This window comes from Pseudomonas sp. PMCC200344 (assembly GCF_030053095.1).
GTDB lineage: Bacteria > Pseudomonadota > Gammaproteobacteria > Pseudomonadales > Pseudomonadaceae > Aquipseudomonas > Aquipseudomonas svalbardensis.
On the sequence record NZ_CP125618.1, the window covers coordinates 6,464,503 to 6,478,166 of the forward strand.

Sequence of the window (13,664 nt, forward strand, 5' to 3'; positions counted from 1 at the left end):
CCCGCTGCGGCTTACCAGGTTTGGGTGGCCTTGAACTTCTCGATACCGGCTTTCATGCCAGCGTCGATTTCGTCATTGAAGTCACCCTTCACGTTGATCTTCGCCATCAATTCGGCGTGATCGCGGTTGAAGAAAGCAATCAGCGCTTGTTCGAAGCTGCCGATCTTGGCGATTTCAACGTCAGTCAGGAACCCACGCTCAGCGGCATACAGCGACAGCGCCATGTCAGCGATCGACATTGGTGCGTATTGCTTCTGCTTCATCAGCTCGGTAACGCGCTGACCATGCTCAAGTTGCTTACGGGTCGCTTCGTCCAGGTCAGAAGCGAACTGGGCGAATGCCGCCAGTTCACGGTACTGAGCCAGAGCGGTACGGATACCACCGGAGAGCTTCTTGATGATCTTGGTCTGAGCGGCACCACCCACACGGGATACCGAAACACCGGCGTTCACAGCAGGACGGATCCCGGAGTTGAACATGGCCGATTCCAGGAAGATCTGACCGTCGGTGATGGAAATCACGTTGGTCGGAACGAACGCGGAAACGTCGCCAGCCTGGGTTTCGATGATCGGCAGTGCGGTCAGGGAACCGGTTTTGCCGGTCACTGCGCCGTTGGTGAACTTCTCTACGTACTCTTCCGAAACGCGGGATGCGCGCTCCAGCAGACGGGAGTGGAGATAGAACACGTCGCCTGGGTAAGCTTCACGGCCTGGTGGACGGCGCAGCAGCAGGGAAATCTGGCGGTAAGCCACTGCTTGCTTGGACAGATCGTCATAAACGATCAGCGCGTCTTCACCGCGGTCGCGGAAGAATTCACCCATGGTGCAACCGGAGTACGGTGCCAGGAACTGCAGTGCTGCAGATTCCGAAGCGCTCGCGGCAACGACGATGGTGTTAGCCAGTGCGCCGTTTTCTTCCAGTTTGCGAACCACGTTAGCGATGGTCGATTGTTTCTGACCGATAGCTACGTAGACGCAGAAAATACCGCTGTTTTTCTGGTTGATGATCGCGTCGATCGCCAGAGCGGTTTTACCGATCTGACGGTCACCGATGATCAGCTCACGCTGGCCACGGCCGACAGGAATCATGGCATCGACAGCCTTGTAGCCAGTCTGTACAGGCTGGTCTACCGACTTACGCCAGATCACGCCTGGAGCAACTTTCTCGACCGCATCGGTCTCGGTGTTGTTCAGCGGACCTTTGCCGTCAACTGGGTTACCCAGTGCGTCGACTACGCGACCCAGCAGTTCCTTACCAACCGGAACTTCGAGGATGCGGCCAGTGCACTTGGCGCTCATGCCTTCAGCCAGAGACTGGTAAGAGCCCAATACAACGGCACCTACAGAGTCTTGCTCAAGGTTGAGAGCCATACCGAAGACGCCGCCCGGAAACTCGATCATCTCGCCGTACATTACGTCGGCCAGACCGTGAATCCGCACGATACCGTCAGATACGCTGACGACAGTGCCTTCGTTACGGGCTTGGGAGGTCACATCGAGCTTGTCGATGCGGCCCTTGATAATTTCACTTATTTCGGAAGGATTGAGTTGCTGCATTGCTCTGCTGCCCCTTCAAACTCAAGATTTCAATGCTTCGGCAAGGTTCGCGAGTTTGCCGCGAACCGAGCCATCGATTACCAGGTCGCCGGCGCGGATGACAATGCCCCCAATAAGGGATTTGTCTTCCTCGACTTGCAGGCGCACTTCCCGGTTGAGTCGTGCACTGAGAACCTTGGCGAGTTTGTCTTGCTGTTCTTGGTTCAATGCAAAAGCACTGGTGACTTCAACGTCTACCGATTTCTCTTGTTCGGCCTTGTACAGGTCAAACAGAGCGGCGATCTCCGGCAACAGCGGGAGACGGTCGTTTTCGGCAACGACGTTAATGAAGTTCTGTGCCTTCACATCAAACTTGTCGCCGCACACGTCTATAAACGTGGCGGCCTTGTCTGCGCTCGTCAGTCGCGGGGCCTTGAGCACGCGCTGCATGGTGTCGTCTTGCGACACTGCTGCAGCCAGGCCGAGCATGGCTGACCAAGAGGCCAGTTGCTGGTGGGCCTGGGCGTGCTCGAAGGCTGCCTTAGCGTAAGGTCGGGCCAACGTGGTCAATTCTGCCATGATCGCCCTCGCTTAAATTTCAGCAGCCAGTTTGTTTACCAGCTCCGCGTGCGCGTTTTGATCGATTGTGGCACCCAGGATCTTCTCGGCGCCGCCAACGGCCAGAGCACCCAATTGGGCACGCAGCGCGTCTTTGACACTGTTCAGTTCCTGCTCGATCTCGGCCTGAGCCTGAACCTTCACACGGTCAGCGTCGATACGGGCTTTTTCAACAGCCTCTTCGACGATCTGGTTACCGCGTTTCTTGGCTTGCTCAATAATTTCGGCTGCCTGAGCTTTTGCTTCGCGCAGTTGTTGACCCGCTTTATCTTGGGCCAACTCCAGGTCGCGAGCTGCTCGGGCGGCAGCGTCCAGTCCATCCGCGATCTTCTTCTGACGTTCGTGCAAAGCCGCGATGACCGGAGGCCACACGAACTTCATGCAAAACAGTACAAAAATGAAGAACGCAACGGACTGGCCAATCAGGGTTGCATTAATGTTCACGCCAACACCTCGCTCGTTCGTTGCACATCACACCAATTACTCGAAGGTTCGAGTAATTAGCCAGCGAGTTGACCAACGAATGGGTTCGCGAAGGTGAAGAACAGAGCGATACCAACACCGATCATGGTTACGGCGTCGAGCAGACCGGCAACGATGAACATTTTGACTTGCAGCATTGGAACCATCTCTGGCTGACGCGCTGCGCCTTCCAGGAACTTGCCACCCAACAGGCCGAAACCAATTGCGGTACCCAGTGCGCCCAGGCCGATCAACAGTGCAACAGCGATAGCGGTTAGACCAACTACAGTTTCCATCTTTCCTCCCGACTTTTACGTCGTATGGTTTAGGTTTTTTAGATTTTAAAGCGGTAAAACAAATCGTTTCATAGCCCTGTTCGGGCACCCACTCGTTTGACCGAGTGGGACATCAGACTAGTCGAGACTGGTCTTAATGGTTCTCTTCGTGCGCCATCGACAAGTAAACGATGGTCAGCATCATGAAGATAAACGCCTGCAGGGTGATGATCAGGATGTGGAACACAGCCCACGCCCACTGCAGAACTATGCCCAGGCCGCTAAGCCAGAGCAGACCACTGCCGAACATCACAGCGATCAGAATGAAGACCAGTTCGCCGGCGTACATGTTGCCGAACAGACGTAGTGCCAGAGAGATTGGCTTGGCGATCAGTGTCACGAACTCCAGCAGGAAGTTCACCGGAATCAGCAGGGCTTGAAGAAAGATGTTCTTGCTGCCAAAAGGGTGCAGGGTCAGTTCGCCGATAAAGCCGCCGATGCCCTTGACCTTGATGCTGTAGAAAATGATCAACGCGAACACCGACAGGGCCATGCCCAGGGTAGCGTTCGGGTCAGTGGTCGATACCGCACGGAACGGAATGTGCGAATCGCCAGTGATCAGGATGGCCAACTGAGGAATCCAGTCGACCGGGATCAGGTCGACGGCGTTCATCAGGAAGACCCAGACGAAGATGGTCAGTGCCAGCGGTGCAATCACCGGGCTACGGCCATGGAAGCTGTCTTTCACGCTGCCATCGACGAATTCGACCAATACTTCAACGAAGTTCTGCAAAGCACCAGGCTGACCGGAAGTCGCCTTCTTTGCCGCCATGCGGAAAAGAAGAACGAAGATCAGACCCAACGCGACCGACCAGCCGAGAGTATCGACGTGGAAGGCCCAGAAGCCCATTTCTTTGGCTTCTGCTGCGGTGTGGGCAAAACCCCACCCGCCAGTTGGGTGCTGACCGAAGGTCAGGTTCTGCAAGTGGTGCTGGATATAGCCCGAAGCGGTTGTCTCTGCCATGGTTGCCTCAAACGCCCTAAGGTCTCGAAAGTCTTGTTCTCATCAGCAGGGGCGCGAACCAGCTGACCAGTTGGGTCAACACGAAGACGCCGAATACAGCTAGCGGCGCCAATGGCTTCACACCTGCAAACGTCAATGCAAAGAGCACTGCCGTCAAAATTAGTTTGCCCGCCTCGCCGGCATAAAAAGACCGGACAATGGCTTGAGCTGCTCGGGCGCCGGAAAACCGAAATGCCCTGTGAGCGAAATAAACATTGGGTAGCAAGGCTATCAGGCCTCCGCAGAGTCCTGAGTACCCGGCTACGACTCCATGCCAGTACCAGAGCGCCAAAGCGGCCAGTACCAAAACGACAAATTGAGCCAGTAAGACCGGAAAAACTGCCAGGCGATGGAACGGCAAGCGGTTTGGCGTGCGGCTTTCCATCGTTTTTGCTCCCCAATGATCGGCTGCCATAATTCAATAACTTGGCATAATTTGTGCCGACAAAATGCGCGCAGAGTATAGGGGCGGTTCTGCCCCTATTCAACTGTCAGGTAGTGATTTCCGACTGCACGCTACATGAGGAAATGTTTCAGCGGATGTGTGCAAGTACACCTTGAAGCTCATCCAGGGAGTTGTAACCTATCACCAACTGCCCCTTCCCCTTTTTCCCGTGGCGAATCTGCACCGCAGAGCCTAGGCGCTCAGCCAGACGCTGTTCGAGTCGAGCGATATCCGGGTCCGGCTTTACCGGTTCAGCAGGTTCCTGTTTGCCACTCAACCACTGGCGAACCAGTGCTTCAGTCTGGCGTACAGTCAGCCCCCGTGCGACAACGTGTCGCGCCCCTTCAACCTGTTGATTTTCCGGTAAACCGAGCAAAGCACGTGCATGACCCATTTCCAGGTCGCCGTGGGACAGCATGGTTTTGATGACTTCCGGCAACGCGATCAAGCGTAGCAGGTTGGCCACGGTCACGCGGGATTTGCCCACGGCTTCGGCCACTTGTTGCTGCGTCAGCTGGAATTCCTGCTGCAAACGCTGCAAAGCCACCGCTTCTTCGATCGGATTGAGGTCTTCGCGCTGGATGTTCTCGATCAACGCCATGGCGATCGCGGTTTCATCCGGTACATCGCGAACCATTGCCGGGATGGTTTCCTGCCCAGCCTGCTGACTGGCGCGCCAGCGGCGTTCGCCGGCGATGATCTCAAATCGGCCGCTGCCGATCGGACGAACCACGATCGGCTGCATCACGCCCTGAGCCTTGATCGACAACGCCAGCTCTTCCAGCGCCTGAGGATCCATGTCCCGGCGCGGCTGGTACTTGCCGCGCTGGATCAGGTCCAGGGGCAGGTGCTGCAGCTCACGCTGATCAGCCTGCACCGCTTGTTCTTCCAGCGAGCTGACAGTCGGACCACTCAGCAGTGCATCCAGTCCACGTCCGAGACCTCGTTTCTTGACGGCCATGGGGATTCCTTAAGTTGCCTGAGCAGCGGCAGTGCGTGAGTTTTTGCGTTGACGACGAACCATCTCGCCCGCCAATGCCAGATAGGCAATGGCGCCCCGCGATGATTTGTCGTACGCCAGCGCCGGCATGCCATAGCTTGGTGCTTCAGCCAGGCGGATGTTGCGCGGAATCACCGTGTCGTAGAGCTGCTCGCCGAAGTGTTCCTTGAGCTGCGCCGAAACATCGTTCATCAGGCTCAGGCGCGGGTCATACATGGTCCGCAACAGGCCTTCGACTTTCAGGTTCGGGTTCAGCAACTCAGCGATGCGCTTGATGTTATCCACAAGGTCGCTCAAACCTTCGAGCGCGAAGTACTCGCACTGCATGGGGATAATCACCCCGTCAGCCGCAACCAGTGCGTTAAGCGTGAGCATCGACAGCGACGGTGGGCAGTCGATCAAAATGTAATCGTAGTTTTCACGGATCGGCGCCAACGCACTGCGCAGACGGCTTTCCTTCATCTGCATTTCCAGCAGAACCACTTCGGCCGCGGTCAGGTCGCGGTTAGCCGGCAGCAGTTGGTAACCACCGTGCTCGGAATAGTGCATGGCCTGGGCCAGATCGCATTCGCCGATCAGCAGGTCGTAGACCGAGTTCTCCAGGCCGTGTTTATCCACACCGCTACCCATGGTGGCGTTGCCCTGTGGATCGAGATCGATCAACAGCACCCGACGCTTGGTAGCGACCAGGGAAGCTGCGAGGTTGATACAGGTGGTGGTCTTGCCCACACCACCCTTTTGGTTCGCTATCGCGAATACCTTAGCCATTCTTGCTTGTGTTCCCAATCATGCCGTGCGGCGCAGTATCAGCAGATGGCGTTGGCCTTGGCAACCGGGTACGGCCAGGGCGTGTTCGCTATCGAGGTGGAAGTCTGCCGGCAATGCTACCAGCTCATCGGCGGGATGAACGCCCTTCATTGCCAGCCAACGTGTATCAGCATCGCCGAGGTGGCGAGTCCAGTTGCTGAAGTTCTCCATGCTGCTGAACGCCCGGGAAATGATCCCGTTGAATGGCTGATCAGGCTGAAAAGCTTCGACGCGACTGTGGATAACTTGCAGGTTATCCAGTTTGAGTTCGAGTTTGACCTGAGTCAGGAAGCGGGTTTTCTTGCCGTTGCTGTCGAGGCAGGTCACTTGGGACTCTGGAAACAGGATGGCCAACGGAATACCCGGCATGCCACCACCGCTGCCAACGTCCAGCCAGCGGCCGTTTTCGACGAACGACATCACGCTCAAACTATCGAGCAAGTGACGGGAAACCATTTCATCCGGATCGCGTACGGCAGTCAGGTTGTAAGCCTTGTTCCATTTTATCAACAGGGCCAGATAACCCAGCAGATGAGCATGCTGGGTTTCTGTCAACGTGACACCGAGCTGGCGAGCACCTGTGGATAACTCTTCTGCGTGTTGCGAGGTGACCAACGAACTCAAGCGCTTTGCTCCAACTGACGGCCCGCGCCGCGTTTTTTCAAATGAATCATCAACAGCGAAATCGCTGCCGGCGTCACACCCGGGATACGCGACGCCTGGCCCAAGGTCTCTGGACGGGTCGCACCGAGCTTGCTCTGGATCTCTTTGGAGAGACCGGAAATGTTCGTGTAATCGATATCCACAGGCAGTTTTGTGTCTTCGCTGGCCCGCAGCCGTGCGATTTCATCCTGCTGGCGATCGATGTAACCGGCGTATTTGGTCTTGATTTCGACCTGCTCGGCGACTTGTGGATCTTCTGCGCCGCCACCGGTCACGGCGATCAGACCAGCGTAGTCGATTTCCGGACGGCTCAGCAGATTGAGCAAGTTGTATTCGTGGGTCAGCGGCGTGCCGAACTTCTCGGAAATCGCATCGCCTTGCTCGGTGCCTGGGCGAACCCAGGTACTTTTCAGGCGTTGCTCTTCCAGCGTGATGCTTTCGCGTTTGGTGCAGAACGCAGCCCAACGCGCGTCATCCACCAGACCCAGTTCGCGACCTTTTTCGGTCAAGCGCAGGTCGGCGTTGTCTTCGCGCAGGATCAGGCGGTATTCGGCGCGGGACGTGAACATCCGATACGGTTCCTGGGTACCCAGAGTAATCAGGTCGTCGACCAACACTCCGATGTACGCCTCGTCGCGACGCGGGCACCAGGCATCTTTGCCCTGAGCACGCAGTGCGGCGTTGGCCCCGGCCAGCAAACCCTGGGCGCCGGCTTCTTCGTAACCGGTGGTGCCATTGATTTGCCCGGCGAAGAACAGACCGGCGATGACTTTGGTTTCCAGGTTGTACTTCAGGTCACGCGGGTCGAAGTAGTCGTACTCGATGGCGTAACCCGGGCGAACGATGTGCGCGTTTTCCATGCCGCGGATCGATTGCACGATCTGCAGTTGCACGTCGAACGGCAGGGATGTGGATATCCCGTTCGGGTACAGCTCGTTGGTCGTCAGGCCTTCCGGTTCGATGAAGACCTGATGGCTTTCCTTGTCGGCAAAGCGATGGATTTTGTCTTCGATCGACGGGCAGTAACGCGGGCCGATTCCTTCGATCACACCGGAATACATCGGCGAGCGATCAAGGTTGGCGGCAATGATTTCGTGAGTGCGGGCGTTGGTGTGGGTAATCCAGCAGCTGACCTGTTTCGGATGCTGCTCTTTGGAACCCATGAACGACATCACCGGGATCGGTGTATCACCGGCTTGCTCGGTCATTACCGAGAAATCCACAGTACGACCATCGATACGCGGTGGTGTGCCGGTTTTCAGGCGGCCAACGCGCAATGGCAATTCACGCAAACGGTGAGCCAGGGCGATAGACGGCGGGTCACCGGCACGGCCACCAGAAAAATTCTGCATTCCAATGTGGATAAGTCCACCGAGGAAGGTGCCAGTGGTCAACACCACGGAGTCCGCGAAGAAACGCAGGCCCATTTGGGTGACAACACCGTGCACTTGTTCCTGCTCAACGATCAGGTCGTCGGCAGCCTGTTGAAATATCCACAGGTTCGGCTGGTTTTCGAGGATTTCGCGGACAGCGGCCTTGTACAGAACCCGGTCAGCCTGAGCTCGGGTTGCCCGCACGGCCGGGCCTTTGCGGCTGTTCAACACGCGAAATTGAATACCACCCTTATCGGTGGCCATGGCCATCGCGCCGCCGAGGGCATCGATTTCCTTGACCAGATGGCTTTTGCCGATCCCACCGATAGCGGGGTTGCAACTCATGGCACCGAGGGTTTCCACGTTATGCGTCAGCAACAGGGTTTTTGCACCCATGCGTGCTGAGGCCAGTGCTGCCTCGGTACCGGCATGACCGCCGCCGATGACGATCACTTCAAAACGGGAAGGGAAATCCACCACGCACCTCGTGCCTGCTTCAGTTAGGTAATCAGGAATAGTTTGAGCTCAGGTTTTTGGACCTGGGCGGCAAGTATAGGGACTTCGCCCTTCCTAAAGAACCCTTTGCACAAAATTTAACCAGCTGTGGAGAAGTCGCGGTTATAGAAATTAAAAAGAGAGAAATTTATTAAATCTTTGTTTTTATGTTTATTTCTACTGAGCCGCCTTTCTGTGGATAGATCTCTACAGGCCTTTATTTTCAATATGTACAGAGATTCAAAACCCTGTGGTCATGTACCAATGAGGCCCTTGGATAACCGGTTTAAGCCTGTGGATGAAAGGGGTGTTTATCCACAGGGGCGGTTATCTTCAGTTTTGAGGCCCTGTTATCAACTGCCCTTAGTGGCAGTTATTCACAGGGCTTAATCCACAGAAAACTGCTGAATAAGCAAATCCAGGGCACAGAAAATCCGCTCAAGCAGAAAGAATCTGCTCAGCACTGGAAGAGAATTCAAAAAAAGGAGGGAACAGACAGGCACGAATGGCCTGTCTGTGGACAACGGGAAGATTATTTACCGATACAGAAGCTGGAAAAGATTCGTCCCAGCAGGTCATCGGAGCTGAATGCACCAGTGATTTCACCCAAAGCGTGTTGGGCTTGTCGCAAATCTTCGGCTAACAGTTCACCGGCACCCGCCAGGGTCAGCTGTGCACGGCCGTGCTCAAGGGAAGCACTGGCGTGACGCAACGCTTCAAGGTGACGCCTGCGAGCACTGAAGCTGCTTTCCGAGGTCTGTTCGTAGCCCATGCAGGCCTTGAGGTGGTCGCGCAGCAATTCCAGCCCTTCACCTGCAGATTTGGCGCTCAGGCTGATGGTGACGTGGCCATCCTCGCTGACTTCCAGGGCAATGTCTTCGCCAGTGAGGTCTGCCTTGTTACGGATCAGCGTGACTTTCGCCGGATCGGGACGGATTTCCAGAAATTCAGGCCATAACGCGAACGGATCAAGTGCCTCAGGAGCCGTAGCATCGACTACCAACAGGACTCGATCAGCCTCGCCGATTGCTTTCAGCGCCCGTTCGACACCGATTTTTTCTACCTGGTCGTCGGTATCTCGCAGACCAGCGGTGTCGACCACGTGCAGCGGCATACCATCGATGTGGATATGTTCACGAAGAATGTCCCGGGTGGTGCCGGCGATCTCGGTGACGATCGCGGCTTCACGACCGGCCAGTGCATTCAACAGGCTGGATTTACCGGCATTCGGCCGGCCGGCGATCACCACGGTCATCCCGTCACGCAGCAAGGCACCCTGCCCGGCTTCCCGTAGCACGGTGGATAACTCGTCACGCACTTTGTCGAGCATGCTCAGTACGTGACCATCGGCGAGGAAGTCGATTTCTTCTTCAGGGAAGTCGATCGCCGCTTCGACATAGATGCGCAGGCCAATCAATTGCTCGGTGAGGTTATGCACACGCTCGGAGAATGCGCCCTGCAAGGAACGCAGGGCATTTCGTGCAGCCTGTGCAGAACTCGCCTCGATCAAGTCGGCAATCGCCTCGGCCTGAGCCAGGTCGAGTTTGTCATTAAGGAACGCGCGCTCACTGAATTCACCCGGCCGGGCCAACCGACAGCCCAGTTCCAGGCAACGCTTGAGCAGCATATCCAGAACTATCGGACCGCCGTGGCCCTGGAGTTCCAGCACATCTTCACCGGTGAATGAGTTCGGGCCCGGAAAATACAGGGCGATGCCTTGATCCAGCACCTCATCGTTTTCACTGAGGAACGGGCCGTAGTGGGCGAATCGCGGCTTGAGTTCACGACCGCTGAAGGCCCTGGCCGCAACACTCGCCAGCGGCCCGGAAATACGGACGATGCCCACACCGCCGCGACCTTGAGCGGTGGCGACGGCGGCGATGGTTTCACGAGGAACGCTCATAAGCCGTTATCCAGACAAAAGTGACAGATAGCAAAACGCCCCACTAGGGGGCGTTTTGAGTGGTTATTCACAGTGTAAATCAGGCAGCTGCTTTAGTAGCCGCTTCGACTTTACGAGTGATGTACCACTGTTGGGCGATCGACAGGCAGTTGTTCACTACCCAATACAGCACCAGACCCGCCGGGAACCACAGGAAGAAGAAGGTGAAGATGATTGGCATCAGCTTCATCACCTTGGCCTGCATCGGATCTGGAGGTGTCGGGTTCAACTGCTGCTGGATGAACATGGTTGCACCCATGATGATCGGCAGAATGAAAAACGGATCCTTGATCGACAGGTCAGTAATCCACAGCATGAACGGCGCTTGGCGCATTTCAACGCTTTCCAGCAGAACCCAGTACAGCGAAAGGAAAACCGGCATCTGCACGAGGATTGGCAAGCAACCACCCAGCGGATTGATCTTCTCCTTCTTGTACAGCTCCATCATGGCTTGCGACATTTTCTGCCGGTCGTCGCCATGTTGCTCTTTCAGCGCGGCCAGTTTCGGTGCCACTGCACGCATGCGGGCCATGGATTTGTAGCTGGCTGCCGACAGCGGGAAGAAGATCCCTTTGATCAGCATGGTCAGGAAGATGATTGACCAGCCCCAGTTGCCGATCAGCGCGTGGATATTTTGCAGCAGCCAGAAAATTGGCTGGGCAATGAACCACAGAATGCCGTAGTCGACGGTCAGTTCCAGACCTGGGGACAACTCTTTCAGCACAGCCTGGCTTTTCGGACCGGCGTATAGAACGGCGCTGGTCTCGGCTTTTGCACCTGGCGCGACAGTCATTGCCGGTGCGGTGTAGCCGATGATGTAGTTGCCTTTGCTGTCTTTACGAGTCTGGACGAGGTTGTTTTCGCCTTTCGCCGGAATCCACGCGGTCACGAAGTAGTGCTGCAACCAAGCAACCCAACCACCGGTGACGGTTTCTTTCAGCTGAGCCTTGTCCATGTCGCTCATCGACACTTTCTTGTACGGCTCGTTACTTGTCCACAGGGCGGCGCCCAGGTAAGTCGCGGTGCCGGTGGCCGTGCTGGAAGAAGGATCGGAGCTGGCGTCACGCTTCAACTGCGCAAACATTGCACCGGACCAGGGCTGAGCGCTCTGGTTATCGATCAGGTAGGAAACGGTTACGTCATACAGGCCACGTTTCACGGTGAAACGCTTGATGTAGTTGACGCCGTCCTTGCTGAACTTCAGGTCTGCGACCAATTGGTCCTGACCGTCAGCCAGTTGGTAAATCTTCTTCTCCGAGGAGTAAACCGGACGGCCGGCAGGACTGGCGTCCGGACCGTTGGTGCCAATCAGACCGCTCTGGGCCAGATAAGTCCGCTCGTTGCCGTTATCGAACAACTGGAATGGAATTTCCGGATGGTCCTGGCGACGTGGATACAGCGGCAGCGTCAACTGCGCAACATCACCACCTTGTGGATCGATTGCCAGGTTGAGCACATCCGTTTTGATCTGGATGAGGTCTTTGCTTGCAGCTACTGGTGTTTCAGCAGGTGCAGTTGCACTGGTATCGCTTACGGCGCGTGGAATGTCGTCACTGACAGAAGCATTATTGCCAGTCGCCGTATCCGGTAGGCCCGGTGCGGTAGTACTGGAAGCAACATTCTGAGTCGGCAGGGCAGCCTGGCCATAGTCCTGGTTCCATTTAAGAACCATAACGTAGGACACGATTGCCAGGGCGACGATCAGGATCGTGCGTTTGATATCCATGATTACTCGGCCATCGAAGAAGAACGGGAGGTAGGGATAGATGGAACCGGGTCATAACCACCGGGATTCCACGGATGACAGCGACCTAAACGACGAAAGGCCAGCCAGCCACCGCGCAGAAGGCCATGATTTTCTATGGCTTCATACGCGTAGCAGGAACAACTGGGGTAGAAACGACAGTGACTGGCCATCAGAGGACTAATGGCATAGCGATAAAACTGGATCGGAACGAGTGCCAGTTTACGCATCGGGACTGTCTACCCCTACAGTTTCGGTTTTGACTGCTGGTACCGGCGTGCTACGTGCCAGACGCTTCCAGAGTTTGCCGAAATGCTGAATCAATTCGGGGTTTTCTACGTCACCCAAACCTTTGCGCGCGACGATAACGATGTCCCAGCCGGCCAGTGAGTCCTGGTTCAGACGGAACGATTCGCGCATCAGACGTTTGAGGCGATTGCGCTCGACGGAGAGCTTTACGCTCTTTTTCCCGATAACCAGCCCGAGACGGGGGTGATCGAGATCGTTGTTGCGCGCAAGGAGCAGGAGATTTTTCCCCGGAACCTTGCCGGTAGGGGAGTCAAAGACTGCCTTGAAATGCCGGGGAGTAAGCAGACGCTTTTCCCGACTGAAGTCCTGACTCACCTCCAGTGCCGGATTATCAAACTGCCAGACGCGCACGACCTTTGGCGCGACGACGCGACAGGACGGCACGACCGTTTTTGGTAGCCATGCGAGCACGGAAACCGTGGGTACGAGCGCGTTTGATAGTGCTTGGTTGGAAAGTACGTTTCATTGTCGTGTTACCTGGTTCGTCCACAACGGGCCGGAATGGCCCCCGTTTTAAGAGACCGGGGATTCTAGAGAAAGCAAGCCTCTAGGTCAATTTCCAACCAGCGTTTCCTTATAAATAGATCTCCAGACGTTTTTCCTGCCGAGCTCCTTCGCTAGATATAGAAATTAAGAAGGAAAGTATTTAAAGCTTTTCTGTAAAGCTTATAAAAGCTAGGGACACGATCATCTGTGGATAACTGCCATAAGCCCTTTAAAGTCATGATGTACAGAGAATGACAACTACGGTGGAAAACGGTGGTAACCCTGTGCTGCGCTGTCGGATAAGCTGTGTGTGAAAGAGGTACTTATCCACAGGGTGGTTATCCACCGAGTTTCCCCCCCACTTGTACAATGACCTTAGACCCGGTTATCCACAGAGCTTATGCACAGACCGCTGGTCGTCTTTTTTTCGTATAAATCGCTGATTCT

15 protein-coding genes are annotated in these 13,664 nt (G+C 55.8%); all 15 read right to left on the reverse strand.

Features of this window, described 5'->3' with window-relative positions:
- Positions 1-11: 11 nt before the first annotated feature.
- The gene (atpA, locus tag QFW87_RS29745) at positions 12-1,556 is read right to left on the reverse strand and encodes a F0F1 ATP synthase subunit alpha (protein ID WP_033059681.1); all 1,545 of its coding nucleotides are present in this window, start codon (positions 1,554-1,556) and stop codon (positions 12-14) included.
- Positions 1,557-1,577: 21 nt separating this feature from the next.
- Positions 1,578-2,114: a F0F1 ATP synthase subunit delta gene (locus QFW87_RS29750; RefSeq protein ID WP_008155712.1), complete on the reverse strand. Its 537-nt coding sequence runs from the start codon at positions 2,112-2,114 to the stop codon at positions 1,578-1,580.
- Positions 2,115-2,126: 12 nt separating this feature from the next.
- Complete coding sequence (locus QFW87_RS29755; RefSeq protein ID WP_008027535.1) at positions 2,127-2,597, reverse strand: F0F1 ATP synthase subunit B; 471 nt, start codon at positions 2,595-2,597, stop codon at positions 2,127-2,129.
- Between the two features lie 56 nt (positions 2,598-2,653).
- Positions 2,654-2,911, reverse strand: a complete 258-nt coding sequence (atpE, locus tag QFW87_RS29760; protein ID WP_002555987.1) for a F0F1 ATP synthase subunit C — start codon at positions 2,909-2,911, stop codon at positions 2,654-2,656.
- Positions 2,912-3,044: 133 nt separating this feature from the next.
- On the reverse strand, positions 3,045-3,914 hold the full coding sequence (gene atpB, locus QFW87_RS29765; RefSeq protein WP_283182330.1) for a F0F1 ATP synthase subunit A: 870 nt from the start codon (positions 3,912-3,914) through the stop codon (positions 3,045-3,047).
- Between the two features lie 16 nt (positions 3,915-3,930).
- Positions 3,931-4,338 carry a F0F1 ATP synthase subunit I gene (locus tag QFW87_RS29770; protein ID WP_007948092.1) on the reverse strand — a complete coding sequence of 136 codons (408 nt, stop codon included), beginning with the start codon at positions 4,336-4,338 and terminating at the stop codon, positions 3,931-3,933.
- A gap of 148 nt (positions 4,339-4,486) precedes the next feature.
- Positions 4,487-5,359, reverse strand: a complete 873-nt coding sequence (locus QFW87_RS29775) for a ParB/RepB/Spo0J family partition protein (protein ID WP_283189513.1) — start codon at positions 5,357-5,359, stop codon at positions 4,487-4,489.
- Between the two features lie 9 nt (positions 5,360-5,368).
- Positions 5,369-6,166 (reverse strand): ParA family protein, encoded by a 798-nt coding sequence (locus QFW87_RS29780; protein ID WP_008155709.1) that lies wholly within the window; start codon positions 6,164-6,166, stop codon positions 5,369-5,371.
- A gap of 18 nt (positions 6,167-6,184) precedes the next feature.
- Positions 6,185-6,829, reverse strand: a complete 645-nt coding sequence (gene rsmG / locus QFW87_RS29785; RefSeq protein ID WP_283182332.1) for a 16S rRNA (guanine(527)-N(7))-methyltransferase RsmG — start codon at positions 6,827-6,829, stop codon at positions 6,185-6,187.
- Positions 6,826-8,718, reverse strand: a complete 1,893-nt coding sequence (gene mnmG / locus QFW87_RS29790; RefSeq protein WP_283182333.1) for a tRNA uridine-5-carboxymethylaminomethyl(34) synthesis enzyme MnmG — start codon at positions 8,716-8,718, stop codon at positions 6,826-6,828. Before mnmG ends, rsmG begins: the two co-directional genes overlap by 4 nt.
- Before the next feature lie 550 nt (positions 8,719-9,268).
- Complete coding sequence (gene mnmE, locus QFW87_RS29795) at positions 9,269-10,639, reverse strand: tRNA uridine-5-carboxymethylaminomethyl(34) synthesis GTPase MnmE (RefSeq protein WP_283189514.1); 1,371 nt, start codon at positions 10,637-10,639, stop codon at positions 9,269-9,271.
- Positions 10,640-10,718: 79 nt separating this feature from the next.
- Complete coding sequence (yidC, locus tag QFW87_RS29800; protein ID WP_283189515.1) at positions 10,719-12,404, reverse strand: membrane protein insertase YidC; 1,686 nt, start codon at positions 12,402-12,404, stop codon at positions 10,719-10,721.
- Between the two features lie 2 nt (positions 12,405-12,406).
- Positions 12,407-12,652 carry a membrane protein insertion efficiency factor YidD gene (gene yidD, locus QFW87_RS29805; RefSeq protein WP_074872215.1) on the reverse strand — a complete coding sequence of 82 codons (246 nt, stop codon included), beginning with the start codon at positions 12,650-12,652 and terminating at the stop codon, positions 12,407-12,409.
- Positions 12,645-13,046, reverse strand: coding sequence for a ribonuclease P protein component (gene rnpA / locus QFW87_RS29810; RefSeq protein ID WP_031319201.1), 402 nt, complete (start codon positions 13,044-13,046; stop codon positions 12,645-12,647). The genes yidD and rnpA overlap by 8 nt, the downstream gene beginning before the upstream one ends.
- Positions 13,047-13,062: 16 nt before the next feature.
- Positions 13,063-13,197 carry a 50S ribosomal protein L34 gene (gene rpmH, locus QFW87_RS29815; RefSeq protein WP_003213577.1) on the reverse strand — a complete coding sequence of 45 codons (135 nt, stop codon included), beginning with the start codon at positions 13,195-13,197 and terminating at the stop codon, positions 13,063-13,065.
- Positions 13,198-13,664 lie beyond the last annotated feature (467 nt).

Excerpts from the sequence above, each read along its gene's own strand:
- atpA (WP_033059681.1), bottom strand. The coding sequence starts at position 1,556 with ATGCAGCAACTCAATCCTTCCGAAATAAGTGAAATTATCAAGGGCCGC.
- QFW87_RS29750 (WP_008155712.1), bottom strand. The coding sequence starts at position 2,114 with ATGGCAGAATTGACCACGTTGGCCCGACCTTACGCTAAGGCAGCCTTC.
- atpE (WP_002555987.1), bottom strand. The coding sequence starts at position 2,911 with ATGGAAACTGTAGTTGGTCTAACCGCTATCGCTGTTGCACTGTTGATC.
- atpB (WP_283182330.1), bottom strand. The coding sequence starts at position 3,914 with ATGGCAGAGACAACCGCTTCGGGCTATATCCAGCACCACTTGCAGAAC.
- QFW87_RS29770 (WP_007948092.1), bottom strand. The coding sequence starts at position 4,338 with ATGGAAAGCCGCACGCCAAACCGCTTGCCGTTCCATCGCCTGGCAGTT.
- QFW87_RS29775 (WP_283189513.1), bottom strand. The coding sequence starts at position 5,359 with ATGGCCGTCAAGAAACGAGGTCTCGGACGTGGACTGGATGCACTGCTG.
- QFW87_RS29780 (WP_008155709.1), bottom strand. The coding sequence starts at position 6,166 with ATGGCTAAGGTATTCGCGATAGCGAACCAAAAGGGTGGTGTGGGCAAG.
- mnmE (WP_283189514.1), bottom strand. The coding sequence starts at position 10,639 with ATGAGCGTTCCTCGTGAAACCATCGCCGCCGTCGCCACCGCTCAAGGT.
- yidC (WP_283189515.1), bottom strand. The coding sequence starts at position 12,404 with ATGGATATCAAACGCACGATCCTGATCGTCGCCCTGGCAATCGTGTCC.
- yidD (WP_074872215.1), bottom strand. The coding sequence starts at position 12,652 with ATGCGTAAACTGGCACTCGTTCCGATCCAGTTTTATCGCTATGCCATT.
- rpmH (WP_003213577.1), bottom strand. The coding sequence starts at position 13,197 with ATGAAACGTACTTTCCAACCAAGCACTATCAAACGCGCTCGTACCCAC.